This is a genomic window from Metabacillus sp. cB07, from assembly GCF_016839225.1.
In the GTDB taxonomy this organism is placed as follows: domain Bacteria; phylum Bacillota; class Bacilli; order Bacillales; family Bacillaceae; genus Bacillus_P; species Bacillus_P indicus.
Genome location: NZ_CP069296.1, coordinates 3,091,754 through 3,118,196 on the forward strand (window position 1 = coordinate 3,091,754; position 26,443 = coordinate 3,118,196).

A 26,443-nucleotide genomic window follows, 5' to 3' on the forward strand; every position below is an offset into this window, starting at 1 on the left:
TATTTTATTGAATGCACAACTGGCACAGGCGGCCTTCAGAGCCCTTGCAGTCACAGCAATTATCATAGCTGCAGCTGCGTCCGTCTATTATGTATCCGCCCTCGCTTATCCATTTATTATAGGTTTTTTATTAGCCTCTATTATAAATCCTTTTGTCGATCTGCTTGAGAGGCGGATGGTTCGCGGCGCTGCCGTGTTTTTGTCTATTGCGTGCTTAGTCATTGTCTTTGCAGGAATGGTCACACTTCTGATTGCAGAGATTGTAGCGGGTACGACTTATTTAGCTTCGTCTGTACCTGAGCATTTTAAAACGTTTGTTGTTTATATAGAAACATTTACTTTAGACCGGATTCTGCCGGTCTATGAGGACTTTGCAGCGCTGTTTAATACTCTTGATGCCTCCCAGCAAAAAACGATTCTTGCAAACATCCAGCACACCGGTGAGCAAATCGGTTCAAACGCGGCAGAATTTCTAAAAGAAATATTAGAAAACATTCCGCTTCTGATCAGCTGGCTTCCCAATGCAGCAACTGCCGCTGTCTTTTCTCTTTTAGCCGCTTTTTTTATAAGCAAAGACTGGTACAAGTTCCAGAAATTACTCAGAAAGTATCTTCCCGTCAAAGCACGAAAAAGCGGAAGATCTGTCGCAGATGACTTAAAAAAAGCATTATTTGGTTTTATAAAGGCCCAGATTATTTTGATCAGCATTACCACTGTGACCGTCCTTATAGGGTTGCTCTTATTGAGAGTGGATTATGCAATCACGATTGCTTTGCTGATTGGCCTGGTCGATCTATTGCCGTACCTTGGCACCGGTCTTGTCTTTGTTCCCTGGATCATCTACTCTGCTTTCAGCGGCGAACTCCCCTTTGCTATTGGACTTGGCGCGCTGTATCTTATTATCTTAATGCAAAGGCAGCTGATAGAACCGAAAATTCTCTCTTCTACCATTGGTCTTGATCCGCTTGCTACCCTGCTTTCTCTGTTTGTCGGCTTTAAGCTGATTGGGTTTTTAGGCCTGATTGCAGGGCCGGTTGCTCTTGTCATTTTTAACGCCCTTCAGAACGCCGGGGTTTTTGAGGATGCATGGAAGTTTATCACAGGAAAGAGCCGCGATTAGGCCAATCGCCTGTTTTTCTCCTGCATACAGATAAGAAATCCCCCGAATTTTTCGGGGGATCTTTCTTGCCGGCAAGCTTCACCCGGCTCTATCTGATAATGGTGAACCGGTTTCGTTCAATCATTTTGCTGATCTGCTTCTGAAGAAGCGGTTTAAACATTTTCCTTGTGCCGGGTATGAGCAGCATAAAACCGGTTATATCGGTGACAAAGCCCGGTGTGAGCAAAAGGAGGCCGCCTGTAAGGATGCAGAGTCCGTCGAGTATCGAGTCTCCGGGAATGTTGCCCCTGCTCATTTCTCTCTGGACTTTTTGAATGGTTTCTATGCCTTGTTTTTTGGCCAGGAAGGCTCCTCCGACTCCTGTTGCAATGATCAGCAGAATGGTCGGAATAATTCCGAGCGTTTTGCCTGAGAACAGCAAAATGCCAATCTCAAGCGCAGGGATGATGATTAGAAAAGGCAGGATATATCTCAATTTGAAATTCACCTCGCGTTATGGATAAAAAGGCTTGTGCATCTAATGGAAAAGTATATGAAACACATGCAAAAAAGAGAAGGGGTCTGCCCTTCTCTTTTTCTGTATTCACTTAAAGGACGCTAGCGTGTCCTTGATAGATGGCACCGCGTGATCCGTCTACTGTGATTTCCTGTCCGTCTTTTAAGATGGCTGTTGCGTTTTCAACGCCGACAATAACAGGAATTCCAAGGCTTAAGCCTACAACTGCAGCATGGCTTGTCAAGCCGCCTTCTTCTGTAATAAGAGCAGCTGCTTTTTCAAGCGCAGGCATCATGTCGCGGTCTGTGCTTTGAGAAACCAGAATGGCTCCCTGTGTCATTTTTGCTTCTGCATCAGCAGCTGAGCTTGCCACTACAACTTTGCCGAATGCTGTTTTGCGGCCAATGCCCTGGCCTTTAGCGATAACGTCGCCGACAACATGAACTTTCATCAAGTTTGTTGTACCTGTTTCCCCGATTGGCACACCAGCTGTGATGACAATCAGATCACCATGCTTGACTACACCTGAAAGAAGGGATTCCTGAACAGCCTGATCAAGCATTTCATCTGTTGATGAAGACTGTTCGCCGTTGCGTGAATGTACGCCCCATACAAGAGCAAGCTTGCGTGAAACAGATTCACATGATGTAACCGCAACGATTGGAGCTTTAGGGCGGTATTTTGAGATCATGCGTGCAGTATGGCCGCTTTCAGTTGTTGCTACAATTGCAGCTGCCTGAAGGTTCAAGCCTGTATGTGCAACCGATTGTCCGATTGCATCTGTAATCGTCATATCAGCCTGCTCGCTGCGTTTTGCAAGGATCTGCTTGTAATCCAGCGCCTGCTCTGCACGTGAAGCGATGTTGTTCATTGTTTGAACAGCTTCAACAGGGTATGAACCGGCTGCTGTTTCACCAGAAAGCATGATTGCATCTGTTCCGTCGAAAATGGCGTTTGCAACGTCACTTGCTTCTGCGCGTGTAGGGCGCGGGTTGCGCTGCATGCTGTCAAGCATTTGAGTAGCTGTGATAACAGGCTTGCCTGCTGCGTTGCACTTTTTGATCAATTCTTTTTGAACAAGAGGCACTTCTTCTGCAGGAATTTCAACGCCAAGGTCTCCGCGCGCTACCATAAGGCCGTCTGATACTTCAAGAATTTCATCGATGTTGTCGACGCCTTCCTGGTTTTCAATTTTCGGGATGATCTGGATTTGAGATGCTCCATGTTTTTCAAGCAATTCGCGGATCTCAAGAACATCTGCTGCGCGGCGCACGAATGATGCAGCGATAAAGTCCACTCCCTGCTCAATTCCGAACACGATGTCATTTGCATCTTTTTCAGTGATTCCAGGAAGTTTTACACTTACTCCCGGCACGTTGACGCCTTTTTTATTTTTAAGTGTTCCTGTGTTAAGGATCTTTGTTCTGATTTCACTCGCCTGTTTATTGATTTCAATTACTTCAAGACCGATCAGACCGTCATCAAGAAGAATGATTGAACCTGTATGAACATCGTCGATAAGACCTTCGTAAGAAATGGAGAACTTGTCTGCTGTACCAAGAACTTCAGTCATAGAAACCGTTACTTCAGATCCTGCCACGAGTTCAATTGCTCCGTCCTGCATAGAATGCGTGCGGATTTCCGGTCCTTTCGTATCAAGAAGGATGGCAACATTCTTATTAAGCTTTGCAGCTGCTTCACGGATGTTTTTGATGCGTGCTCCGTGCTCTTCAAAATCTCCGTGGGAGAAGTTCAGGCGTGATACGTTCATGCCTGCTTCCATCAATTGTGTGAGCTTCTCTACACTTTCACTTGCAGGGCCGATCGTACAAACTATTTTCGTTTTTCTCATTCGATAAATTCCTCCTGTATATAGGTATGAAAACGATACCAGTCTGATTGGAAATCAGATGGATAATTCTTTGGAAAGCTGGTACATGTTCTGATCAATCGTATGCGGTGTGTCTAGAATTTCGAGGATATCATTGTTCGTCAGCTTGTTGCTTTGAATACCGACCGCACGTCCGCCTTTGCCTTCAAGAAGAAGTTCTACAGCGTAAGCTCCCAGACGGCTTGCAAGGACTCTGTCAAATGCTGTTGGCGATCCTCCGCGCTGAATGTGGCCAAGAACGGAGACACGTGTTTCGAGGTTTGTAGCTTCTTCGATCCTTCTTCCGAAGTCAACTCCGCTTCCAACGCCTTCAGCAACAATGATGATACTGTGCTTTTTGCCGCGGTCTGTTCCGTGCTTCAGACGGGCAAGTATATCTTCCATATCATAGTCAACTTCAGGAATCAGAATCGTTTCTGCTCCGCCTGCAAGGCCGGACCATAATGCAAGATCTCCTGCATGGCGTCCCATTACTTCAATTACATATGTACGCTCATGTGAAGTTGCTGTATCACGAATTTTGTCTATTGCATCAATCACGGTATTAAGTGCCGTGTCAAATCCGATTGTAAAATCTGTGCCTGGAATGTCATTGTCAATGGTGCCTGGAACGCCTACGCACGGGAAACCGTGTTCAGTCAGTTTTTTAGCTCCCATGTAAGAACCGTCTCCGCCGATGATTACAAGGCCTTCAATGCCGTGCTTTTTCAGCTGTTCGATGCCTTTGAGCTGGCCTTCAACTGTTTTAAACTCCGGGCAGCGGGCTGTGTAGAGCTTTGTACCCCCGCGGTGGATAATATCTCCTACCGAACCGAGTTCAAGTTTTTCTATATGGCCTGCAATTAAGCCTGAATAACCATGATAAATGCCGAACACCTCTACGTCATGATAGATCGCTTTACGTACGACAGCACGCACGGCAGCGTTCATGCCAGGTGAATCTCCTCCACTGGTTAATACGCCGATTTTTTTCATTTTTCTCACCCCAAAGTAGTATGTGATATTAAAATAACATGAAGAAATGGGCAATACAATAGACAAGAAACGACAAATGTCGAAATTTCACGTTACCTTTAAACCTTTCTCATTATACAATAAAACCGCCTGTCCTGAAGGGTTTTCAGCGAATCTTTGAAAATTAAGTCAAGTAAACGCTTCCTTTTGGGATTGTCGAATAATCTCACTCACATGAACTGGCTGTTTTTCTATGAATAACCAGATTTGGCATTCTTCATTTAAGAATTCAAGGTCTGAAAAACAGTCCTTTCAAAAAAAGAAACGTGCCGCCTTCCTTCCGAAGGCTACACGTTAATCTATTTTACCCCAATAATTTCCTCTGCAAACGAAACCTGGCCGATTCTTTTAAACTTTTCATAGCGGTGCTGAATCAGCTGCTCTCCATCGAGCTTTAAAAGCTCTTTCAGCGAATCATGAATGACCCCATTCATATTTTTTGCCTGTTCAGCAACATCCCTGTGGGCGCCGCCTTTTACTTCTTTGATGATTTGATCAATAACGCCCAGTTCTTTCAGATCCGGGGCCGTGATTTTCATCGTTTCCGCTGCCTTTTTGGCAAGTCCTGAATCTTTCCACAAAAGGGCAGCAGCTCCTTCCGGGGAAATAACCGAATAGGTTGAATTCTCAAGCATATGGATGTGGTTGCCGACTCCAAGAGCAAGCGCACCGCCGCTTCCGCCCTCGCCGATAACGATGCAGATGACCGGTACGGATAACCCTGCCATTTCAAAAAGGTTCTTTGCAATGGCTTCACTTTGGCCACGTTCTTCGGCTGCTTTTCCAGGGTATGCTCCTTTTGTATCAATCAGGCAAATGATCGGACGGCCGAACTTGTCAGCCTGATGCATCAGTCTGAGTGCCTTGCGGTAGCCTTCTGGATGAGGCATTCCGAAGTTTCTGCGGATGTTTTCTTTTGTATCTTTTCCGCGCTGATGGCCAATGACCGTTACAGGGAGCCCGTTAAACTTGGCAATTCCGCCTACGATGGCTTCATCATCCCCATAATACCGGTCACCATGAAGCTCGAAAAAGTTTGTGAAGAGCTTTTCAATATAATCAAGCGTTGTCGGACGGTTCGGATGTCTTGCAATCTGAACTCTGTCCCACGGCTGAAGATTTGTGTAAATTTCTCTCTCAAGCTTTTCAAGGCGCCCTTCAAGCTTAGAGATCTCAGCAGACAAGTCCACATCTGTACTTTCCGTAAACTGTTTCAGTTCAGAGATTTTCGCCCTCAGTTCTGTGACGGGCTTTTCAAATTCCAGTTCCCCTACCATGAAGATGCACCTCCTGAGGAATGAAGCTCAAGGATATTCGAAAGAGTATCCTTCATATCGAGACGGTGGATGACCGCATCAAGCTGACCGTGTTTTAATAGAAATTCTGCTGTCTGGAAATCTTCCGGCAGATCTTCTCTGATCGTCTGTTCAATAATCCGTCTGCCGGCAAAACCGATTAGCGCTTTCGGTTCAGCAAAATTGTAGTCTCCCAAAGAGGCAAAGCTTGCTGAAACACCGCCTGTTGTCGGGTGTGTCATTACAGAAATGATCAATCCGCCGTTATCACTGAACAGTTTCAGGGCAGAGCTCGTTTTGGCCATCTGCATAAGGCTTAAAACACCTTCCTGCATTCTGGCGCCGCCTGAAGCTGTAAAGATGATGAATGGAAGCTTTCTTTCATTCGCACGCTCAATCGCTCTCGTAATCTTTTCTCCAACGACTGACCCCATGCTTCCCATCCGGAAAGTGGCATCCATGACTGCAACAACGGTCTGATTGCCGTTAATGGCTCCCTCGCCTGTTACAACCGCTTCATTCATCTTTGTTTTCTTCCGGTCTTTTTCTACTTTTTCAAGATAGCCCGGAAAATTAAGAGGGTTTTCAGAAACCATCTCTTTATCAAACTCTTTAAATGTATGTTCATCAAATAAACTCTTAATGCGCTCTTTGGCATTCATTGTATGGTGGTGGCCGCAGTTCATGCACACGCGCAGGTTTTTATTTAATTCTTTCGTATACATAATCTTTTTACAGCTTGGACATTTTGTCATAATTCCTTCAGGCACATCGTGCTTTGCCTGATCTGAAGGAATGGATGCATATTTCTTTTTCTTTGAAAATAAATCCTTTAACAAATCGCTGCCTCCTTTTCTATGAAAATGACCGGGCAATTGCCTGACCATCATCCATTTTTTTGCAGGCTGTGAATCTGCGCCGCTGATAATAAGACCGGCAGCAGGGAAGCCTTTCCGAAAAAAGATGTTATGCCTTATCGGCACTTTCTTTATGAGCTAGAGTGTAAAAAGATTGGAATACACGATTTTCGTCCTTGGAAAGCAGTCCGTCGATGATTTCTTCATAGACGGCTTGAGGTCCGGACTCATGTTTGGGCTGAATCAGCTTTACATACTCGCTGACAACCGTCCAGATACGGTACAGCAGAAAATTATCCGACAGTTTCATAAGCTCCGTCATGAATGCTGCATGGGCCATCGTCTCCTGCTTCAGCCTGTCTCTCAGTTCTTTCAGTTCCGTCTCGCGGTCTTTTGCAAGCAGGACCTGCAGGGCATTATATTCAAGAAGCTTATTCATCTCAGTAAGATCAGAAATTGCATTTTTATCCTGAAGAATAAAGGTGCCGAGAATTTCGACAAGGTCATTGTCGCGAAAATCTTTAATAAAGGTGCCTTCCCCGCGCCTTGTTTCAATGATCCCCAGGAGCTCAAGCGCCCGAAGCGCTTCTCTGACAGAGGACCGTCCTGCCTGCAGACGTTCGGCAAGCTCGCGTTCAGATGGAATCTTATCGCCCGCAGCGAGCCCGTCTTCTTTGATGATCGACCTGATTTCGCGAAGAATTTCGATATATACTTTAGGTTTAGATGCACTCATTGTACATCACTCACTTTGTTTCAATAATCGCAAGCTGCTTCGTTTTTTCTGCAATTTCCTCAGGATCGGCTTTTATTCTGGCCACTCCGGTTTCCATTGCTGCCCTCGCAACAGCCGCAGCCACCGCAGGAGCAACTCTTGCATCAAATGGAGCCGGGATGACATAATCCGCCGTCAGCTCCTCAGTTGAAATCAGGGCAGCAATCGCTTCTACAGCCGCAATCTTCATTTGTTCATTAATGTGTGTAGCACGCACATCAAGCGCGCCGCGGAAAATGCCCGGGAAAGCAAGAACGTTGTTTACTTGATTCGGGAAATCTGAACGGCCCGTTCCGATGACCATTGCGCCCGCTTCTTTCGCTTCATGAGGCATGATTTCAGGGACAGGGTTTGCCATTGCAAAGATGATCGGATCTTTTTTCATGGATGCAATCATTTCTTTCGTCAAAGCCCCTTCTACTGAAACGCCGATAAACACGTCCGCATCTTTAATGACATCGGCCAGGCTTCCCTCTGTGCGGTCGCGGTTTGTATATTTGGCCACTTCCTCTTTTACACTGTTCATTCCATAAGAGCGGCCTTCAAAGATCGACCCTTTGGAATCGCACATGATAATATCGCGCACACCGTAGCGGTAAAGCAATTTAATGATGGCAATGCCTGCCGCACCCGCTCCGTTTGCAACCACCCTGATGCTTGACATGGATTTGCCCGCAAGCTTCAATGCGTTCACAAGACCTGCCACTGTAACGATGGCTGTGCCATGCTGGTCATCATGGAAAATCGGAATATTCGTTTCTTTTTTCAGGCGCTCTTCAATGACAAAGCAATTCGGTGCAGCAATATCCTCAAGATTCACGCCGCCGAAAGTAGGTTCGAGAAGTTTGACCGTTTCTACAATCTTGTCCACATCCGTTGTGTTTAAACAGATTGGAAACGCATCAACACCTGCGAAGCTTTTGAAAAGAACAGCTTTCCCTTCCATAACAGGAAGTGCTGCCTCCGGTCCGATATTTCCAAGCCCAAGGACAGCCGTTCCATCAGAAACAACGGCAACCATGTTGCCTTTCATTGTATAGTCGTACACTTTATTTTTATCTTCATAAATCGCTTTGCAAGGTTCAGCGACCCCTGGAGAATATGCTAAGCTCAGGTCTTTAGCATTTCTGACTGGTACTTTTGATTTCGATTCAAGCTTTCCTTTATGAACTAGATGCATATGTAATGCTTCTTCGCGCAATGACATGTTCTCACTCCTTAGGGTCTATTTGGAGGTGGTCAGACCACCTCCAGCCAATAATAAATCATAACATAATTTTAAGTATTGTAAAGTCCTGTCTTTTTGTCCGGCACCGGACCTTTGTGCTTATTCTTTGACGGCTGCATTTTTCTCCCCGAGTAAATTTCTAAGCTCTGAAAGACATGCAGCACTCGCTTCTGTGTTATATTCATCCGGCAGTCTGACGCTCTTTTTCTCTTTTTCATAATAGAGAATTACAGGCGTTGTGCCGCGGTGCTTTTTAAGAGTATTCTGCACGGTTTGAAGCTTTCCTTCCGCGAGATGCAATTCCTCAATTTTTAAAAAGAGCGTCTTTGCTCTTTTCTTCAGATCATCCACTGTTTCCGCTTCAGAAATAATCAGCTGCGTGCGGTCGCTGCGGTTTTCCATTTTGCCTGTAAGAATGACTACATTTCCCTGATCAAGCAAATTCCGGGCCTTCGTATAAACGTTCGGAAAAGCCACCGCTTCAAGATCTCCGCTTTCATCACTCAAGGCAAGAAACGCCATGACCTCGCCTTTTTTTGTCCGGATCGTGCGCATGGCAGAAATAAACACGCCGACCTTCACTTTTTTCTGACCGCCGAGAACGGCTTCACTCAGCGGAAGAACTCCCGCACGCTGAAACAGCGGCAAATGGGCTGAAGCAGGATGGCTTGAAAAATAAAAACCAAGCGACTCTTTTTCAAACTTCAGCTTTTCTTCCGTTTTGAACGGCTCAACTTCTATATATTTCGGCTTGATGCTGAATTCTTCCTCTTCTAAAAACAAATCAAATTGATTTTCATCATCCGTTGAAAAGAGGGCAGCATGTTCAATCGCAAGATCCAGGCTTGCAAGCAGAGTGGACCTCTCCATCCCAAACTCATCCATGGCTCCCGAAAAGATAAGAGACTCAACAACTCGTCTGTTCACGGTCTTCATGGATACCCTTGTGCAGAAATCAAACAGATCTGAGAACGCTTTTTTCTTTCTGGCTGCGTAGATTTCTTTTACAGCGTTGACGCCTACACTCTTAATCGCATTCAGACTAAAGCGGATGTTTCCGTTTTCGACAAGAAAAGGATATTCGCTTCTATTAATAGAAGGAGGAAGAACTGTGACTCCATGCTGCTTTGCCTCGCGAATGTACTGGGCCGTTTTTTCATCGTTGCCGATCACGCTGGTTAAAAGAGCGGCCGTAAAATAAACAGGATAGTGGGCTTTTAAATAGGCAAGCTGAAAAGAAATCATGCTGTAGGCGACAGCATGGCTGCGGTTGAATCCGTAATTTGCAAATTTGACGATCAAGTCGTAAATATGGTTTGCAGACGTCCGGTCATAGCCGTTATTCAGACAGCCCGAGACAAAGTGCTCTCTCTCCCGGTCAAGTATTTCCTTTTGTTTCTTTCCGACAGCGCGTCTTAGAAGATCCGCTTCGCCTAAAGAAAAACCGGCCATTTTAGACGCAATCTCCATGATCTGCTCCTGGTAGACGATAACGCCGTTCGTCGTTTGAAGGATGGGCAGCAGGTCCGGATGCGGGTACTCGATTTTTTCTTCCAGATGTTTTCTTCTGATGTAAAGCGGAATATTTTCCATCGGACCCGGACGGTACAGGGCATTTACAGCCACTATATCTTCAAGATCTGTCGGCTTGAGCCGTTTCAGAACGCTGCGCATCCCGTCTGATTCAAGCTGAAAGACCCCTGTTGTGTCCCCTTTGCCAAGAAGGTCGAACGTTTTATCATCCGCGTAGGAAATGCGGGCAAAATCAATCCGTTTCTTTTCATGGCGCTCGATTAAACCTGTGATCTGCTCAATCAGCGTCAAATTTCTGAGGCCGAGAAAATCCATTTTCAAAAGCCCAAGATCCTCAAGATAATCCATTGAAAACTGAGTTAAATAAATGCCGTTATGCCCCTCCTGGATCGGAACGATATCTGTAAGCGGCTGGCTGCTCAGCACCATGCCCGCTGCATGTGTGGAGGTGTGCCTCGGAAGGCCTTCAAGCTTTACGGCTGTTTCAAAAATCCTCCTGTACAAATCCGACTCATTCAGAAGCTGCTGAAGGTCTTTGGATTCTGAGAAAACCTGCTCCAAGGTGGACCCGGGCTTTGAAGGAATGAGCTTTGCAAGAACATCCGCCTCCTTGGCAGACGCCCCCATGACTCTCCCGACATCCCTGAGGGAAGCTTTCGCAGCGAGTGTTCCAAACGTCACGATTTGAGCTGCGTGCATCGCCCCGTACTTTTCTGCCACATACGAAATGATCTCATCCCTTTTAGAATCAGGAAAATCAATATCTATATCAGGCATATTTATCCGCTCTGGATTTAAGAAGCGTTCAAATAAAAGGCGGTGCTCAATGGGATCCACATCTGTGATTCTGAGGACATAGGCAACAAGTGAGCCGGCTGCAGATCCCCTTCCCGGACCCGTAAGAATTCGATTATCATGGGCATATTTCATGAAATCCCAGACAATCAGGAAATAGTCGCTGAATTTCATCTCCCTGATCACATTCAGCTCATAGTCAAGCCTTTTGTAATAGCTGTCCGGCGGATCCCCGAACCTCTCTTTGAGGCCAGACAGGCACAGGCGCTCCAAATATTCGTCAGCCGGCTGGCCGTCAGGTGAAGGATACTTCGGAAGACGGGTCTGTCCAAGTTCCATTGTGACCTGGCACATGTCTGCTATTTTCAGAGTGTTTTCAAGAGCTTCGGGACAATCCCTGAAAAGCTCTGCCATTTCAGCAGGGGATTTTAAATAGTACTGATTGGAAGGAAGGGCGAAGTCACTGTCGTCTTCAAGCTTTGCACCGTTTTTTATGGCAAGAAGGCAGTTGTGGGCAAACGCATCTTCTTTTTCGATATAGTGAACGTTGTTGGCAGCGGCGGCAGGCACCCCTGTTTTTCCGCTTAATTCTAAAATACCTTTCTGCAGTTCTTTATCTGTATGCAGGCTGTGGTTTTGGAGCGAAAGATAGAAATCACCTTCATGAAACAGTGATTTATAGAGCAAGAGCGTTTTTTCCGCTTCCTCTTTATCCCCGCTCAGGACCGCCTGTTCCACCAAGCCCTTGTCACCGGGGGTTAACCCGATAATTCCGGAGCTGTAGGATTTCATCCACCGGGATTTTATTCCTTCTGGAGATCTTGTTTGAAGAACACTGCTGATTTTGATCAGATTTCTGTATCCTTCATTGTTTTTGGCAAGCAGAACAAGGGGGTATCCCCCGCTTGCGCCCTGTTCTTCGAGCGTAACAGACGCTATTAGCCCGATAATGGGTTTGATGCCGTGTTTCATGCATGTTTTATAAAAAGCTACCGCTCCATACATCGTATGGAAGTCAGTAATCGCGAGTGATTTTGCTCCATGGGCTGCTGTTTTTTCAACAAGCCGGTCGATTCGCGCTGAACTGTTCAGCAGACTGTAGGCACTTTGAACTTGAAGGTGAACAAATGGCAATCGCATGTCCCGTCCTTTCTCTAAATCTCTTCTTTTTATTATATTCTCTATTGAAAAGTGACACAAATTGAAGCTGTCCCATCTCATACTTCCATTGTTTGTCCATATACATAGAAGAAAGGGGTGAATCGCATGGAGGTTAAAGAGGCGTTTATTCCGGCCTTTATCAACAGTTATTTCATAGCACTCGGCGTAATTCTCGGCGGATCGATTGTTGGCGGCATAGGTGCTTACTTAGCAGGTGAGCCTCCGCTGTCGACGATTTACAGTCTTGCAAACAGACTGAAAATATGGGCCCTTGTCGCTGCAATCGGGGGTACCTTTGACGCTTTTTCAAGCTTTGAAAGAGGATTTTTTGAAGGAGAGACACGTGATGTGATTAAACAGGTCCTGCTGATCATTTCAGCCATGGGCGGCGCGCAGACTGGCTGGCTCCTGATCTTATGGCTGACGCAGGAGACACCGGAATGAGAATCCCTCCATTATACAGGCGCCCATCCTGGCAGCGGCTTTTTGGAGGCATGGTGCTCGGCGCCATCATCAGCTGGTGCATCTTCCTTTATATATACGGCGAGTGGCAGGAGAAACTGGTGACAAAAATTGAAGAACAGACGTATACCATTGAAGATTTGAGTCAGACAAATAAAAGCTACTATGAGGAGATTCAGAATCTGAATAAAATCACTCAGGAAAAACTCCGGGTGCAGAAGATCAGCGTGACCTTAATGAACGGGGAACGCTATCAGTTTACATCCCTGATGACTTTTATGATTGAGGATCAGGTGAAAGAAGATGTGTCTGATGTTTTGGCAAAGGATCTGGAAAGTGTTTATAAAACGAGAAAGCTGATGAAAAAAGCGGTCGAAAACAAAGTATATAAAATCGATGACAAGCAGTACCGGGTAGAAATTGAGGAAATGTTCATATACACCACCCTCTCAATCGAGCTTAAAGTCTCATTCGCAAAATAGAAAACGGGACCAATGAACCTCTCCGCAGGAACCAAATGGTTTATTTTTAGAAATTTCAATTAATTTAACCGCACTCCTTCCTGCCTTTCGGGTAGAATGGTAATAGCAGCAAACCCAAAATCAGGAGGAATGAGGATGTATGTCTTAAACCACAAACAGATGGCCCGGGAAAAAGCGGCACGCCTGAAAGAAGGCTATTCAGCTTATGCGGAGTCAAACGAGCTTGCTTCACTGATTAAAAAAGAACTTCTTGCACAGGGACTGACCTTTCACGAAGATTCAACTGAATTCGGGTACTGGTTTATCCCTGTGAAATAAGTTCATCTGGCTTTTCTTATTGAAAGCTCCGGCAAATGCTTTCAAGATCTGAAAGAACCTGATCCGCTTCTTCCCAGCTTGTGACAGATGCGCCTGAAGCAAGCGGATGGCCGCCGCCGCGGTATTTTTTTGCCAGTTCATTAATAACCGGACCTTTGGATCTAAGCCTTACTCTGATCTGATCTGCTTCTTCTACAAAAAAGACCCATGCCCGAAGACCTTCAATATTGCCAAGCATGCCTACCAGCTGTGAAGCCTCAGAAGCACTCACTTCAAATTGCTCCAGGATCTCTTTCGTCAGGATCATGGAAGCAGCACCCGATGACGACAGCTTGAAATTCTGCAGAACATAGCCGCTGAGCTTAGCCGCATTATATTTCGTCTTATACATCTCATCATAAATGTCTGTAAATGAAAAATCATACTCAACAAGCTCACTGGCATATCTTAATGTTTTTTTCGTCGTGCTCGGAAAAAGGAATCTGCCCGTATCGCCGACAATTCCCGCGTAAATCAGCTCTGCTGCTTTGTCAGGCAAAACAAGCCCGTCTTCTTTGCCCGCAAGATAAAATTCATAAATCATTTCACTGACTGAACTTGCGGACGTATCCACCCACAGAAGGTCTCCGTATGGATCTTCATTTGGATGGTGGTCAATTTTTATAAGCTTTGCACCTGTATGATAGCGCTGATCACACACACGCTCCTGATTGGCGGTGTCGCAGACAATCACAAGTGCTCCCTCGTAGTCACGGTCTTTCACGTTGTCCATTTTATATAAAAACTCGAGTGAGGGTTCACCAAGTCCCGCTGCAAGGACGTTCTTTTCCGGGAAAGAGGCCTTGATAATCTCGGCCAGTCCGCATTGTGATCCGTATGCATCCGGGTCAGGACGTACGTGCCGGTGAATGATGATCGTTTCATACTGCTTAATCTCTGACAGAATTTCCTGTTTCATGTGTAGTCTCCTTTTCGAACCTGATTATAGACTAATTAAAGCATAAAACCGTCCGGGCAGAAAGCGAATCTTGTCTTTGGTTATAGCAATCCTGCGCAAGAATGATTAAAATAGAGGATGTAAGTTTACTATGGAGGTTATTCTTAATGCCTGTACTTGTCATTCTGATCGTATTTGCCTTCTCTTTTTATCTTTTCTATAAAGTGAAGTTTTACAGAACCAGAAAGCCGATGGAAAAACAGTGGCTCTCTGCAAAATCGAGCATAGCACTGGGTGTATTTGTGTTTTTGTTCGGCCTGAACCAGCTGTTTTTATTTCATTCAACGGTTTCATTGGTCGTTGGGATTATTTTTATGGTTGTCGGACTTGCCAGCAGCTTGGCCGGCTACAAAGCCTATAAGCACTACCTTCCTCACGCTGCAAAAGAAGCAAGGGAAGGCTGAAATCGCTTGGTTTAAAAAAGCAGGCAGGGAAACTCTCGTTTTCCCTGCCTGCTTTTTTACCTATTTTCAGCTTCTCTCAATCAGCTGCACCATCAGCATGGCTTTGCCTACTGCCACTCCGCTGCTGAATACCTCAACATCAATCTTTCCGAACTTGCGCCCGACTTCAAGGATTTTTGGATGCACTTCAAGCATGCTGTCCATCTGAACAGGCTTCATAAAGTAAATCGTGATGTTTTCAACGACAATTTCGCCTTTTTTCTGTGTGCGAAGATACCGGTTTGTCGCTTCTGTCACGACGGTTGTAAATACACCATATGAAATCGTGCCGAGATGATTTGTCATTTGCGGGGATACTTGAAAACGGTAGACATTCGCTTTTTTTGCATCCTCAGCCGTGACAATAAACTGATTGGTCACGATGTCATCAAGCTTCTCGCCGATCTGAGGCTGCCTTTGAATCATTTGCAGCGCCTGAAGAACGTCCTGACGGCTGATCATTCCTTCCAGCCGGTTATTCTGATCTACTACAGGCAAAACCTCAATGCCTTCCCAGACCATCATTTGCGCCGCTGAGGCAACGGATGTTTTCCCAATGACCGTGATTGGATTTTTCGTCATGACTTTCTCAACAATCACACTGCGGTCATACCCCATCACGTCTTTTGAGGTGACCATCCCCTGTACTCTCAGCTGGTTATCAATGACCGGAAAACGGCCGTGGCCTGTATTCACATTATGCTGATACCACTCATCTACTGTATCAGTCGTTTTCAGGCATATCGTTTTATCAAGCGTTGTGAGAATATCTTCAACCAGAACAATTTCCTTTTTGATCAGCTGATCGTAAATCGCTCTGTTAATCATGGTTGCCACAGTAAACGTATCATAGCTTGTTGAAATAATCGGAAGCTCGGCTTCATCAGCAATTCTCTTTACATGCTCGTCAGTGTCAAAACCCCCGGTAATCAGCACAGCTGCACCCGCTTCAATGGCGAGCTGATGAGCATTTGTCCGGTTCCCTACGATAAGCAGATTCCCGGCACCCGTATAGCGCATCATCGCCTCAAGCTTCATGGCGCCGATGACAAACTTGTTAAGCGTTTTATGAAGTCCCGCACGTCCGCCCAGGACTTGTCCATCTACGATATTTACAACTTCAGCGTATGTGAGTTTTTCAATATTTTCTTTCTTTTTCTTTTCAATCCTAATGGTTCCAACACGCTCAATCGTGCTTACATAGCCTTTGTTTTCGGCTTCTTTAATCGCACGGTATGCAGTGCCTTCACTTACGTTCATATCTTTCGCGACCTGCCTGACAGAAATCTTTTCCCCGATCGGGAGGCCGTCAATATGCTGCAGTATTTGCTCATGCTTTGTCGCCAAGCTTCTTCACCCTTTTTTATCAGCCATTCTTTCTTTTTCTATTATAAGGGTGAGACCGCTTTATATCAACGCGCCGCTGCACGCTGTCTTACTTTCATCCTGCGCACTTGCGCCTGTTTTGCTTTGTGTTTTTTCGGTGCATACATCAGACCCGTTAAATTTCCGCCTGCAGCAAAGAGAGCAAACAGAATCCAGATGAGAGAAAACAGGCTTTCAAGAGGATTTGCACTTGAGATATCCAGTCTTGGCAGTGCATAAAACAGCATGGCCCCCGCCAGCAGCAAATAGACAATACGCATATTAACCAGCTCCTTTTAAAACAGCTTGGTTCATTTTATGCGCATTCATGAAAAAAATGCAGGCATTGCCTGCATTTTTGATGGTGATTATAGTTTAATAGAGTCTCCCGCTTTCATGACTTTTCCCATTTTCCCAGGGAGGCTGTCCACAAAATCCTGTGGATTCTGCTCAATTACTGGAAATGTATTGTAGTGCATTGGAACGACGGTTTTTGCCTTGATCCATTTTGCTGCTATGGCTGCATCCTCCGGCCCCATTGTAAAATTATCGCCGATCGGCAGAAACGCAAGATCAATCTCTTCCAGTTCCCCGAGAAGCTTCATATCAGAAAAAAGACCTGTGTCTCCTGCGTGATAGACTGTTTTCCCGTCATGTTTAAAGAGAATTCCCGCAGGCATACCAGTATAAACGATTTTTTCTCCCTCTTCCTCATAGCTCGAGCCGTGGAAAGCCTGAGTCAGCTTGACCGTGCCAAAATCAAATGTGTAAGATCCTCCAATGTGCATCGGATGAACGTTAAGACCCTTCCATCCCAAATATGTAGCAAGTTCAAACGGCGCCACAACAAGCGCATTATTTTTCTTTGCAAGTTCGATGGTGTCGCCAACATGATCATTGTGTCCGTGTGTAAGCAAAATCACATCCACTTTCAAATCATCCGTTTTCAGGTCCGTCTGACCGTTCCCGTTAATGAATGGGTCAATGATAATCGTGTGCTGATCCGTTTTAATCTGTACAACAGAATGGCCATGGTATGAAACGTTCATGTCTCTCACTCCCATTTAATTGATAGTTTTATCGTACTAAAAATAGAGGGGGCTGTCGAATGTGAGGGTACGGCCGAATAGGTTTGAGAGACTTCTTTTTTTGAGATGGAGGGTGTTTGGTGCCATCAAAATGGTTCCGGCTGCTCTTGAGGGTTCTTATCCTGCTGTTCAGTGCCATCAAAACGCTTACGGCTGATTTTGAGGGTTCTTATCCTGGCTTTCAGTACCATCAAAACGCTTACGCCTGATTTTGAGGGTTCTTATCCTCCTGTTCAGTGCCATCAAAACGCTTACGCCTGATTTTGAGGGTTCTTATCCTCCGGTTCAGTGCCATCAAAATGCTTACGGCTGATTTTGAGGGTTCTATTCCTGCTGTTCAGTACCACCAAAACTCTTACGGCTGATTTTGAGGGTTCTATTCCTGGCGTTCAGTACCATCAAAACTCTTACGGCTGATTTTGAGGGTTCTATTCCTGCTGTTCAGTGCCACCAAATAGGCTCCAGGCTGCTCTTGAGGGTTCTATTCCTGGCTTTCAGTGCCATCAAAATGCTTACGACCGCTTCTTGAGGGTTCTATTCCTGCTGTTCAGTGCCATCAAAATGCTTACGACCGCTTCTTGAGGGTTCTATTCCTGCTGTTCAGTGCCATCAAAATGCTTACGGCTGCTCTTGAGGGTTCTATTCCTGCTGTTCAGTGCCATCAAAACGATTGCATACAGCTCTTGAAGGCTCTACTCCCCTCGTCCTGCAAAACCTTGCTGAACCACAAAAAAAAGATACGGGCCTTTCAAGCCCGCATCCCATTTATTCACCAAGAAGAGCTCTTGCATCCGAGTAAGTTAATGAATGCGCTTCTGCGACTGCTTCGTATGTGACAAATCCCTTCAGCGTGTTAACGCCTTTTAAAAGCGGCTCATTTTCAAGGCATGCTTTTTTGTACCCTTTGTTAGCAATCTGCACCGCATATGGGACGGTCACGTTTGTCAGCGCGATTGTCGAGGTCCGCGGCACCGCTCCCGGCATATTTGCCACCGCATAATGGAGGACCCCGTGCTTTTCATACGTAGGATGATCGTGAGTCGTGATTCTGTCGGTTGTTGCAAAGATGCCTCCCTGATCGATGGCGATATCAACAATCACAGAACCGGGCGTCATGCTCTGGACCATCTCTTCTGTCACGAGCTTCGGGGCCCGTGCCCCAGGGATGAGGACCGCACCGATCACTAGATCTGACTGGGCCGCAGCGTACGCGATATTGAAAGGATTCGACATCAGCGTGGAGATTTCTTTTCCGAAAATATCATCAAGCTGGCGGAGCCGTTCCGGATTCACATCAAGCATCGTTACATCTGCCCCGAGTCCGACCGCAATTTTCGCAGCATTTGTGCCTGCTACTCCTCCGCCGATGATGGCAACTTTTCCGCGCTTGACTCCAGGAACTCCTGAAAGCAGGATTCCCTTTCCGCTTTTCGTTTTTTCTAAAAACTGTGCACCGATTTGTGAAGCCATTCTGCCGGCCACTTCACTCATTGGCGTCAGCAGCGGCAGGGACCGGTTTGGGAGCTGGACCGTTTCATACGCAATACCTGTGACCTTCCGATCGATCAAAGCGCGCGTCAGCTCAGGTTCTGCTGCAAGATGCAAATAGGTAAACAGGATGAGGTCTTCGCGGAAATACTGATATTCAGAAGGCAGCGGCTCTTTTACCTTCATCACCATTTCCATAGACCAGGCTTCTTCAGGGGAAGAAACAATTTTCGCCCCTGCTTCTGTATACTGGTGATCGGGAAAACCTGATCCTTCGCCTGCATTTTGTTCAATATAGACTTCATGTCCTGCCTGAACGAGGTGAACAACGCCGGCCGGGGTCATAGCAACACGGTTTTCATTATTTTTAACTTCCTTGGGGATGCCGATTTTCATACATCTTCCTCCTGTGCCATTACATTCCGTTTCTGCTATAAGTATTTCCTTTCTTTAGTATATGGAAACACACGAAATTTGGAAATCCATTCCTGCTAAATGTGCGCATCTGAACGTGCTCTTCTTCAGGCATGCGGAGTCTTCAGTGTCACTCCCGTTCCCTCAGCCCCCCAATAAAAAACACATACAAAAAACCCCGGAATCTCCGGGGTTTCTCTTATTGTCTTCGGCTCAGCACGTTGACTGCCCCTGAAGCTTCAACGATGGCTCCAGTGATCATGTCAGAATCTTCCTCGCACAAAAAGGAGATGAGCCTGCCGATATCTTCTCCGGTGCCGGATCTGCCTACAGGCGTTTCTGAATCAGGTGTTTTTCTCGACTCATGGATGGAAGCTTCCTTCATCTCTCCCACAATATTGCCCGGGCAAATCATGTTCGCAGTAATGCCATTCTCCGCTTCTTCAATGGCAATTGTCTTTGTCAGAGAAGCAAGTCCTGTTTTCGCTGCGCTGAAAGCAGAACGGTGGAGCCAGCCGGATGATGATTCAGCTCCCTGAAATCCGTAGGTGATGATCCGTCCGTACTGCTGCTGTCTCATGACCGGTATCACTTTTTTGAAAAGATGAAAGACCGCGCTCAGGTTGCCTTCAATCATTTCATACCACTCATCATCTTCATAGTCTGCAAGCTTCTTGCGCTCAAATATGTATGGCCCTGCATTATTGATTAAGCAGTCAATCCGGCCGAATGTGCTGAGAGTTTCATCAGCAAGCTTTATGAGATCATCTTTTTTTGTGACATCGCCTTTCAAAAAAAGCATGCGTTCACTTATGTGCGCATATTTTTCTTTTAGCTGCAGCACAGCATCTTCATCGCTGCGGTAATTGACCGTAACGGAATAGCCTTTCTCAAGGAAGATTTCCGTCACTTTTCGTCCCAGTCCTTTGGAACCGGCTGTAATAATTGCGTGTCTCAATGGCAAAATCCTCCTCGGTGGTCCGGGAAATGTAATGCTGCTTCTTTTCCATTGTATTGAACAGAAAGGAATCTTACAATAATCTTATCTGCGCTGAATGTTTTTCACGGTGCGTTCACTTTTAAAAAAGGCGGAATACATATGTCTCAACCTGCAGTACGGTCAAAAATGGAACGTTTCGGTCTGGAAGCTGTTCCAAAGGAGCTCCGCAGCACATCATGGTTTGATTACTTTCTGATTCAATTATCTTTTTCGGTGAATGCAGGGAATTTCCTTCTTCCTGCTCTGGCCGTCATGGAAGGAGGCCTGTCTGTTATGCAGGCAGCAGTCTCCACAGTCATTGGAGCTGCATTGGCCTTTTTATTTGTGTCTCTGCTTTCGCTGCCCGGCTCAGTTCACGGAATTCCTGCCCAATATGCAATGAGATCGTATATCGGCGTCAGCGGAGCGCGTTTTTTTTCATCGCCGGTCAGAACACTGACCTCTCTTTACTGGTTTTGCGTACAAACGATTGGCGGAACGTTTATGATCATAGAAATCTGCAAGCGCTATTTTTCTTTTTCCCCTCATTTTGCTCTTACTGCCGTGCTTCTTGGGATTTTCATGGCTGCTGTCGCTGCAGCCGGGTTTGATGCCGTCAAGCGGATGACAAAGTACTTCCTGCCATTCCTTCTTGCGGGGCAGGCCGTTATGGTTTATTTATATTTTACTGCAGATCCTGCTCTCTTATCATCGCCGAGTGTGCCGGAATATTCTTCATCATCTCTGCCTGCAATGGCTTTTTATGCGAGCCTCGTGTTTGTCCAGTATATTTCAGGTGTCAGTGCTTCTGCTGATATGGCAAGATACGCAAAGTCTCCAAAGCAGGGATTCTTTGGACTCTATGCCGGCAATCTATTTGGATTTATCCTGACCGCATTTTTCGGCGCTTACAGTGCGGCACATTTCGGGGAGCTTAATCCCTTCATTTCAGCGAGTGCACTGACAGACTCGGTGACGCTTGTATCTGTCATTCTGCTCTGTTCCATATTGTCCATGTTTTCCATCAATTTAAACAATGCGTATACAGGGGCTTTCAGTCTGCTGAATATTTTCCCTTCGCTTGGAAGACTGAAGAGTGCTGTCCTGTTCGGCACAGCCGCTGTCGCATGCAGCACAATGCCCTCTTTAGTGACAGAAGCATCCTCCTTTATTTCATGGATGGGCTCTGCCATCGTCCCGCTGTCTGCTGTTATTATTGCTGAATTTACATACGTGCAGCTAAAGAGCAGGGAATTGCATGTACGAAAGCTTAACGGGAAAGGAGCAGCGGCCATCCTCTGCGGCATTGCGTTTTATTGGATCATTCCGGAATTTTTGTCCCCCGGGTTTGTTTCTTTCATTTTTACACTGGTGCTTTACACCGCTTTGCTGAAAGGACAAAAAAAGTCATCCTGAGATGACTTTTTTTGTTTACTCTGATTCTTCTCTCGGCTGCAGATTTTCCTGCAGGAAGTTTTGCTCATATTGCTGCTCTACGACTCCGCTTGAATACGCTTCAGTAATTAATTGAGACGTTTCATTTTCTCCTTCGTAATCGAAGTAGGCAGAATGGTTTTTAGGATCCTTTTCTTTTCCCATCTTCTTTCAGCTCCCTGTCACCTGATTGTGTTCCCTGTTATCGTTTGTGAAATGGGGAGGAAATACGATGGTAATATCTTCTTTATGACAGAGCGTCTTCGGCCTTAAGCAGCGCTTCCTTTACTTTTGAAAAACCGGTGCCGCCATCACTGATTCTCTTTGCAATGGCGGTGTAAGGATCAATTGCTTCAAACAGATCTTCTGAAAATAAATCAGATGCTTCTTTGTATTCGGCAAGCGGGAGATCTTTTAAGTAGATGCCTTTTTGGATGCACGTATACACAAGCTTTCCGACCACTTCGTGCGCTTCACGGAAAGGCATGCCTTTTTTAGCAAGATAATCGGCAAGCTCGGTCGCATTTGAAAAATCCTCCGTTGTCGCTTTCTTCATTTTTTCTGCTTTGACCTTGAGTGTCCCGATCATTCCTGTGAAGATCTGCAGACTGCCTTCAACCGTGCGTACTGCATCAAACATGCCCTCTTTGTCTTCCTGCATATCTTTGTTGTATGCAAGCGGAAGACCCTTTAACGTTGTGAGCAAAGCGAACAGATTGCCGTAGACCCGTCCCGTTTTTCCGCGGATCAGTTCGGCCATATCCGGATTTTTCTTCTGAGGCATCATGGAACTGCCGGTTGCATAGGTGTCATCAAGTTCGACAAACTGAAATTCCTGGCTGCACCAGAGAATCAATTCTTCACAAAGACGGGACAGATGCATCATCATGATTGAGCTGTTGCTCAAAAACTCAACAATGAAATCCCGGTCGCTTACTCCGTCAAGACTATTTTCATAAATGCCGTCAAACTCCAGAAGCTCAGCAGTCAGCTTGCGGTCAATTGGAAAAGTTGTGCCTGCGAGAGCACCGCAGCCAAGCGGAGAAAGACTGATCCGCTTCAAGGATTCCGAGAAGCGCTGTTTGTCCCGCTCAAGCATCCAAAAATAGGCAAGAAGGTGATGGGCAAATGAAATCGGCTGCGCTCTTTGAAGATGTGTATACCCTGGAAGAATGGTCTCAACATTTTCTTTCGCCTGCTTGAGAAGCGTTTCCTGAAACGCAGAGATCAGTCCGGCAATTTCGTTCACATGGTTTTTCAGATACAAGTGCATGTCCGTCGCCACTTGGTCATTTCTGCTTCTCCCTGTGTGAAGCTTGCCTCCGACTGGACCAATCTCATCAATCAGCAGTTTCTCAAGATTCAGATGGATATCTTCATAATCCACTGAAAAAGAAAGCTCTCCTTTTTCAGCTTTTTCTTTCAGAAGAAGCAGACCGGATTTAATCTGCTCTGCTTCTTCAAGGGAAAGGATCCCGCATTCGCCAAGCATATGAACATGTGCGAGGCTGCCCTGAATGTCTTCAAAGACAAGCTCTTGATCAAATGAAATAGATGCGCCAAACTCATCTACCCATTTCTCGGGTGTTTTTTGAAAACGGCCTCCCCACAGCTTTTTCATACATTCACCTTCTTTTTCCCCTGCACCATGCTGCTTACTTTTGTCGGAAGTCCATACAGCGAAATAAATCCGACTGCAGCCCCGTGGTCAAAGGAATCTTCGGTTGTGTAAGTTGCAAGCTTTTCATCATAAAGGGAATACTCCGACTTTCTTCCTTCTACAATGGCATGCCCTTTAAACAATTTGACACGGACTGTTCCTGTCACATATTCCTGCGTTTCTTTCAGGAAGCCCATCAGCGCATCTTTAAGCGGCGAGAACCAAAGACCGTTGTAAATCAGTTCTGTCAGCTTCATTTCAATGACCGGTTTAAAGTGGGCCACTTCTTTAACAAGCGTCAGATCCTCAAGCTCTTTATGAGCTTTGATCAGCGTCATGGCTGCAGGGCATTCATACACTTCACGGGATTTGATGCCCACAAGGCGGTTTTCAACATGGTCAATCCGTCCGACTCCATGATTGCCGGCAACTGTGTTTAAATGAAGAATCAGATCAGCAAGCGGGTAGGAAACGCCATTTAACGTAACAGGAACCCCTTTTTCAAATCCAATTTCAATGATTTCAGGCGTGTCAGGTGTATGTTCCAGCGCGTTTGTCAGATCATAGGCTCCTTCCGGCGGAGCTGCCCACGGATCCTCTAAAACGCCGCATTCATTGCTTCTTCCCCATAAGTTCTGGTCAATTGAGTACGGGCTGTCAAGATTGACCGGGATCGGAATGTTGTTGTCCATGGCATATTGGATTTCCTCTTCCCGCGACCAGCTCCACTCACGAACCGGCGCAAGCACTTCAAGGTCAGGATTCAGTGCTTTGATGGATACTTCAAACCGCACCTGGTCGTTTCCTTTTCCTGTGCAGCCGTGGGCTACAGCTACAGCCCCCTCCTGTTCAGCAACTTCTACAAGTTTTTTGGCAATGAGCGGACGGGACAGCGCGGATACAAGCGGATACTTCCCTTCGTACAGAGCATGTGCCTGCAAGGCAGCTAGTGCATATTCATCTGCAAATTCTTTTTTTGCATCAATCACATACGATTTTGAAGCGCCGACCTGAAGGGCTTTGCTTTGAACAAACGCCAGATCTTTTCCTTCCCCAACGTCCAGGCAGCAGGCCACAACTTCATATCCTTGATCCTGAAGCCATTTAACTGCAACTGACGTATCTAATCCGCCTGAATAGGCAAGAACTACTTTTTTATTTTCAACCATCTTTTATTTCCCCTCTCGGATGTATAAATATTAATTTAGATTTATATTAATTCATTTTAATAACTATCACTTTAACAAGTTATCAGCTGTTTTTCAATACATTTCTTAAAAGTTTTTATGATATTTTCGTGAATTGTATACAGCCCTCATGTAAAATGGAAGAAAATCATGCGTACGGGGGAATCAAGATGAAGCACTTTGAATTCAGCAGCCGTCTGGGAATCTATATCCCAAGGATTGAAGTGGAGTGGGAGAAGCTTACGAAGCAGGAACAGGAATCCATTCTTATGCAGTGGGAAAATATCCGCGGCCATATACCCGATCAGATTGCAGCAATTGAAACGGTCATAAACCAGAAGCAGGCAGCACTCGATTCAGAGGATGACTTTACTGTTTCCTGCAGGCTGAATTCTGAAATCTCAGAGCACGCATCTGTCATCAATGACCTCTGGCTGTGGTTCAGGCAGAATCAGCACGTGTCTGAGAGGATGCATACTTGAGAAACAGTTTTAAATAAACATACAAAAAAACCATCTGCCTTAAAGGCGATGGTTTTTTATCCAAGATCTTTCTTTAATTCTTTCACAATATGCCCAAGCTCCGGCAAAATGAGCTTCTCCATTGCAAGTTTGACTGCGCCGGTTGAGCCGGGCATGGAGAAAATAATTGTATTGTCGGCGGTTCCTGCGGCCGCCCTGCTCAAGATGGCGGCTGAACCGATGTCTTCCTGATAGCTGAGCATGCGGAAGATCTCGCCGAATCCCGGAAGTTCTTTTTGAATGATGCTTAAAACAGCTTCGATTGTGACATCTCTCTTTGCGATGCCGGTTCCGCCGCTGATTAAGACCGCATCTATGCCCGGGGCTTTACAGCCGCTGACCGCTGCACTCTTTATGAGCATTTCTTCATCAGGCACAATTTCGTACTCCGCTATGTGATGGCCCGCTTCCTGTAAAAGAGAATGAATGAGCTGTCCGCTCTTGTCGGTATCAGTTGTTCTCGTATCGCTGACCGTGATCACTTTACAGGAGATTGGAGCGGAATCCTTCTTTTTATGTTCAATCAAACTCATGATCTGAATCCTTCTTTTCAAGCAGGAGCCTGTATCTGTAATACTGATGGGCAAACTCCGTGATCTGGCGTGTCATCTGGTAGTTCACTCCGGCCCCAATCGCCATTCCGATCAATGGGATGCCGCCGATCATTTTTTTTCTCAGCATCGATATCGCTGATACTTTGACAAGCTGCTTCACAAGATGATCAAGTGTCGCCTGATTGGCAAACACGTCTTCCCCTTCATAAAAGAACGGATGGCTCTCGCTGTCCTGCAATTCTTCCTTAAGGGAAGTCCATTGCTCATACCTCAGGTGCTTAGGCAAAATGGCAGCATGATAAACTTTTAAGGAAGTCATCATTTCATAAGGGGTGTTCACTTCATATCCATAGCTGAGTGCCGTCATTTGAACGGCCCGCAGGTTAAGCAGCATTTGGGCGGGGAGATCAATGCCCATCAGCAAAAGTCCGCCAGTACCAGCGAGGCCTCCCTGAACGAACGAATAAAGCCTGTGCTTTGACAGCTGCAGTTCGGATAAATAATGCAGCTGATCTACAGACAGTTTCTTTAAATCCTCTATCTGATCGATTTCTTCATGAAACGTCTTTGCCGTCATTAGTAGCTGCTGGCGGGCATCCTGCTGCACATGAGAATTTTGGATAAACGCATGCAGATGAAACAAAATATCATCCAGTTTGCCGAAAAATTTCTCTTTCAGCGGCCCCGGCAGCTGATTCAGTTTCCGGTTCAGCCACTTGTCGTATGTCCGTCCAAAATCTGAGCGAAGATCCTCCCGCATGGAATCTTCCCATCTTTTGATTTCTAAAAGCAAGGCGGTTTCACGTTTAGTTAGCGCCATGTTCAGCCTCCTGTAAATCTCCATTGTTTTCCTTATTATATCACAGGGAACGCTCCGTGCATGAGG

At 45.9% G+C, this 26,443-nt stretch carries 27 protein-coding genes; 8 read left to right on the top strand and 19 right to left on the bottom strand.

The features are described 5' to 3' along the window. Positions 1-7 precede the first annotated feature (7 nt). Positions 8-1,120, top strand: a complete 1,113-nt coding sequence (gene ytvI, locus JOJ89_RS15895) for a sporulation integral membrane protein YtvI (RefSeq protein ID WP_203288369.1) — start codon at positions 8-10, stop codon at positions 1,118-1,120. A gap of 88 nt (positions 1,121-1,208) precedes the next feature. Here the strand turns inward: ytvI and JOJ89_RS15900 are convergent, their stop codons facing one another. The 8 genes from JOJ89_RS15900 to dnaE form a co-directional block, all read right to left on the bottom strand. Continuing rightward, positions 1,209-1,595, bottom strand: a complete 387-nt coding sequence (locus JOJ89_RS15900; protein ID WP_029279149.1) for an FxsA family protein — start codon at positions 1,593-1,595, stop codon at positions 1,209-1,211. Between the two features lie 112 nt (positions 1,596-1,707). Beyond that, a complete protein-coding gene (gene pyk, locus JOJ89_RS15905; protein WP_029279147.1) occupies positions 1,708-3,468 on the bottom strand; it encodes a pyruvate kinase in 1,761 nt (586 codons plus the stop codon). 54 nt (positions 3,469-3,522) lie between these two features. Continuing rightward, complete coding sequence (gene pfkA / locus JOJ89_RS15910; protein ID WP_203288371.1) at positions 3,523-4,482, bottom strand: 6-phosphofructokinase; 960 nt, start codon at positions 4,480-4,482, stop codon at positions 3,523-3,525. A 338-nt stretch (positions 4,483-4,820) separates the two neighbouring features. Continuing rightward, positions 4,821-5,798 (bottom strand): acetyl-CoA carboxylase carboxyl transferase subunit alpha, encoded by a 978-nt coding sequence (accA, locus tag JOJ89_RS15915; RefSeq protein ID WP_029279143.1) that lies wholly within the window; start codon positions 5,796-5,798, stop codon positions 4,821-4,823. Next, positions 5,792-6,655 carry an acetyl-CoA carboxylase, carboxyltransferase subunit beta gene (accD, locus tag JOJ89_RS15920; RefSeq protein WP_029279141.1) on the bottom strand — a complete coding sequence of 288 codons (864 nt, stop codon included), beginning with the start codon at positions 6,653-6,655 and terminating at the stop codon, positions 5,792-5,794. The genes accA and accD overlap by 7 nt, the downstream gene beginning before the upstream one ends. 127 nt (positions 6,656-6,782) lie before the next feature. Beyond that, a complete protein-coding gene (locus tag JOJ89_RS15925) occupies positions 6,783-7,409 on the bottom strand; it encodes a FadR/GntR family transcriptional regulator (protein ID WP_051865422.1) in 627 nt (208 codons plus the stop codon). Positions 7,410-7,419: 10 nt separating this feature from the next. Beyond that, positions 7,420-8,655 (bottom strand): NADP-dependent malic enzyme, encoded by a 1,236-nt coding sequence (gene ystJ / locus JOJ89_RS15930; RefSeq protein WP_029566847.1) that lies wholly within the window; start codon positions 8,653-8,655, stop codon positions 7,420-7,422. A gap of 120 nt (positions 8,656-8,775) precedes the next feature. Then, positions 8,776-12,138, bottom strand: a complete 3,363-nt coding sequence (gene dnaE, locus JOJ89_RS15935; protein ID WP_029566848.1) for a DNA polymerase III subunit alpha — start codon at positions 12,136-12,138, stop codon at positions 8,776-8,778. 132 nt (positions 12,139-12,270) lie between these two features. Here dnaE and ytrH point away from each other — a divergent pair, with 132 nt between their 5' ends. The 3 genes from ytrH (at position 12,271) to JOJ89_RS15950 (ending at position 13,427) form a co-directional block, all read left to right on the top strand. Continuing rightward, the gene (gene ytrH, locus JOJ89_RS15940) at positions 12,271-12,609 is read left to right on the top strand and encodes a sporulation membrane protein YtrH (RefSeq protein WP_029566849.1); all 339 of its coding nucleotides are present in this window, start codon (positions 12,271-12,273) and stop codon (positions 12,607-12,609) included. Continuing rightward, complete coding sequence (ytrI, locus tag JOJ89_RS15945; RefSeq protein ID WP_029566850.1) at positions 12,606-13,109, top strand: sporulation membrane protein YtrI; 504 nt, start codon at positions 12,606-12,608, stop codon at positions 13,107-13,109. Before ytrH ends, ytrI begins: the two co-directional genes overlap by 4 nt. A gap of 135 nt (positions 13,110-13,244) precedes the next feature. Continuing rightward, positions 13,245-13,427 carry a YtzJ family protein gene (locus JOJ89_RS15950; protein ID WP_029279131.1) on the top strand — a complete coding sequence of 61 codons (183 nt, stop codon included), beginning with the start codon at positions 13,245-13,247 and terminating at the stop codon, positions 13,425-13,427. 16 nt (positions 13,428-13,443) lie between these two features. Here the strand turns inward: JOJ89_RS15950 and JOJ89_RS15955 are convergent, their stop codons facing one another. Continuing rightward, positions 13,444-14,385 carry a DHH family phosphoesterase gene (locus JOJ89_RS15955; RefSeq protein WP_029279129.1) on the bottom strand — a complete coding sequence of 314 codons (942 nt, stop codon included), beginning with the start codon at positions 14,383-14,385 and terminating at the stop codon, positions 13,444-13,446. A 146-nt stretch (positions 14,386-14,531) separates the two neighbouring features. On the opposite strand from JOJ89_RS15955, the gene JOJ89_RS15960 reads away from it, so the two are divergent. Further along, on the top strand, positions 14,532-14,828 hold the full coding sequence (locus tag JOJ89_RS15960) for a YtpI family protein (protein WP_029279127.1): 297 nt from the start codon (positions 14,532-14,534) through the stop codon (positions 14,826-14,828). A gap of 66 nt (positions 14,829-14,894) precedes the next feature. Here the strand turns inward: JOJ89_RS15960 and JOJ89_RS15965 are convergent, their stop codons facing one another. From JOJ89_RS15965 to JOJ89_RS15975, 3 genes are all read right to left on the bottom strand, one after another. Beyond that, positions 14,895-16,214, bottom strand: coding sequence for a DRTGG domain-containing protein (locus tag JOJ89_RS15965; RefSeq protein ID WP_029279125.1), 1,320 nt, complete (start codon positions 16,212-16,214; stop codon positions 14,895-14,897). A 65-nt stretch (positions 16,215-16,279) separates the two neighbouring features. Further along, the gene (locus JOJ89_RS15970; RefSeq protein ID WP_029566854.1) at positions 16,280-16,513 is read right to left on the bottom strand and encodes a hypothetical protein; all 234 of its coding nucleotides are present in this window, start codon (positions 16,511-16,513) and stop codon (positions 16,280-16,282) included. Between the two features lie 87 nt (positions 16,514-16,600). Continuing rightward, on the bottom strand, positions 16,601-17,281 hold the full coding sequence (locus JOJ89_RS15975; RefSeq protein ID WP_203288373.1) for a metal-dependent hydrolase: 681 nt from the start codon (positions 17,279-17,281) through the stop codon (positions 16,601-16,603). Between the two features lie 119 nt (positions 17,282-17,400). On the opposite strand from JOJ89_RS15975, the gene JOJ89_RS21300 reads away from it, so the two are divergent. Continuing rightward, positions 17,401-17,529, top strand: coding sequence for a hypothetical protein (locus JOJ89_RS21300; protein WP_277987831.1), 129 nt, complete (start codon positions 17,401-17,403; stop codon positions 17,527-17,529). A 556-nt stretch (positions 17,530-18,085) separates the two neighbouring features. Here the strand turns inward: JOJ89_RS21300 and ald are convergent. Beyond that, positions 18,086-19,204, bottom strand: coding sequence for an alanine dehydrogenase (gene ald, locus JOJ89_RS15980; RefSeq protein WP_203288375.1), 1,119 nt, complete (start codon positions 19,202-19,204; stop codon positions 18,086-18,088). 217 nt (positions 19,205-19,421) lie between these two features. Further along, positions 19,422-20,180, bottom strand: a complete 759-nt coding sequence (locus tag JOJ89_RS15985) for an SDR family oxidoreductase (protein ID WP_029279115.1) — start codon at positions 20,178-20,180, stop codon at positions 19,422-19,424. Between the two features lie 141 nt (positions 20,181-20,321). Here JOJ89_RS15985 and JOJ89_RS15990 point away from each other — a divergent pair, with 141 nt between their 5' ends. Then, the gene (locus tag JOJ89_RS15990; RefSeq protein ID WP_203288377.1) at positions 20,322-21,617 is read left to right on the top strand and encodes a cytosine permease; all 1,296 of its coding nucleotides are present in this window, start codon (positions 20,322-20,324) and stop codon (positions 21,615-21,617) included. A 15-nt stretch (positions 21,618-21,632) separates the two neighbouring features. Here the strand turns inward: JOJ89_RS15990 and JOJ89_RS15995 are convergent, their stop codons facing one another. The 3 genes from JOJ89_RS15995 to JOJ89_RS16005 all read right to left on the bottom strand — a co-directional run bounded on the left by JOJ89_RS15995 (position 21,633) and on the right by JOJ89_RS16005 (position 24,464). Further along, entirely contained in the window at positions 21,633-21,800 is a 168-nt protein-coding gene (locus JOJ89_RS15995; RefSeq protein WP_158001618.1) for a hypothetical protein, read from the bottom strand. A gap of 82 nt (positions 21,801-21,882) precedes the next feature. Next, on the bottom strand, positions 21,883-23,256 hold the full coding sequence (gene argH, locus JOJ89_RS16000; protein WP_203288379.1) for an argininosuccinate lyase: 1,374 nt from the start codon (positions 23,254-23,256) through the stop codon (positions 21,883-21,885). Continuing rightward, positions 23,253-24,464, bottom strand: coding sequence for an argininosuccinate synthase (locus tag JOJ89_RS16005; protein ID WP_203288381.1), 1,212 nt, complete (start codon positions 24,462-24,464; stop codon positions 23,253-23,255). The genes argH and JOJ89_RS16005 overlap by 4 nt, the downstream gene beginning before the upstream one ends. Before the next feature lie 188 nt (positions 24,465-24,652). Between JOJ89_RS16005 and JOJ89_RS16010 the strand changes: the two genes are divergently transcribed. After that, on the top strand, positions 24,653-24,964 hold the full coding sequence (locus JOJ89_RS16010) for a hypothetical protein (protein ID WP_029565820.1): 312 nt from the start codon (positions 24,653-24,655) through the stop codon (positions 24,962-24,964). 56 nt (positions 24,965-25,020) lie between these two features. Here JOJ89_RS16010 and JOJ89_RS16015 read toward each other — a convergent pair whose 3' ends face one another. Next, positions 25,021-25,536, bottom strand: a complete 516-nt coding sequence (locus JOJ89_RS16015) for a MogA/MoaB family molybdenum cofactor biosynthesis protein (RefSeq protein ID WP_029565821.1) — start codon at positions 25,534-25,536, stop codon at positions 25,021-25,023. Beyond that, the gene (locus tag JOJ89_RS16020; protein WP_029279104.1) at positions 25,523-26,377 is read right to left on the bottom strand and encodes an EcsC family protein; all 855 of its coding nucleotides are present in this window, start codon (positions 26,375-26,377) and stop codon (positions 25,523-25,525) included. The genes JOJ89_RS16015 and JOJ89_RS16020 overlap by 14 nt, the downstream gene beginning before the upstream one ends. Between the last annotated feature and the right edge of the window lie 66 nt (positions 26,378-26,443).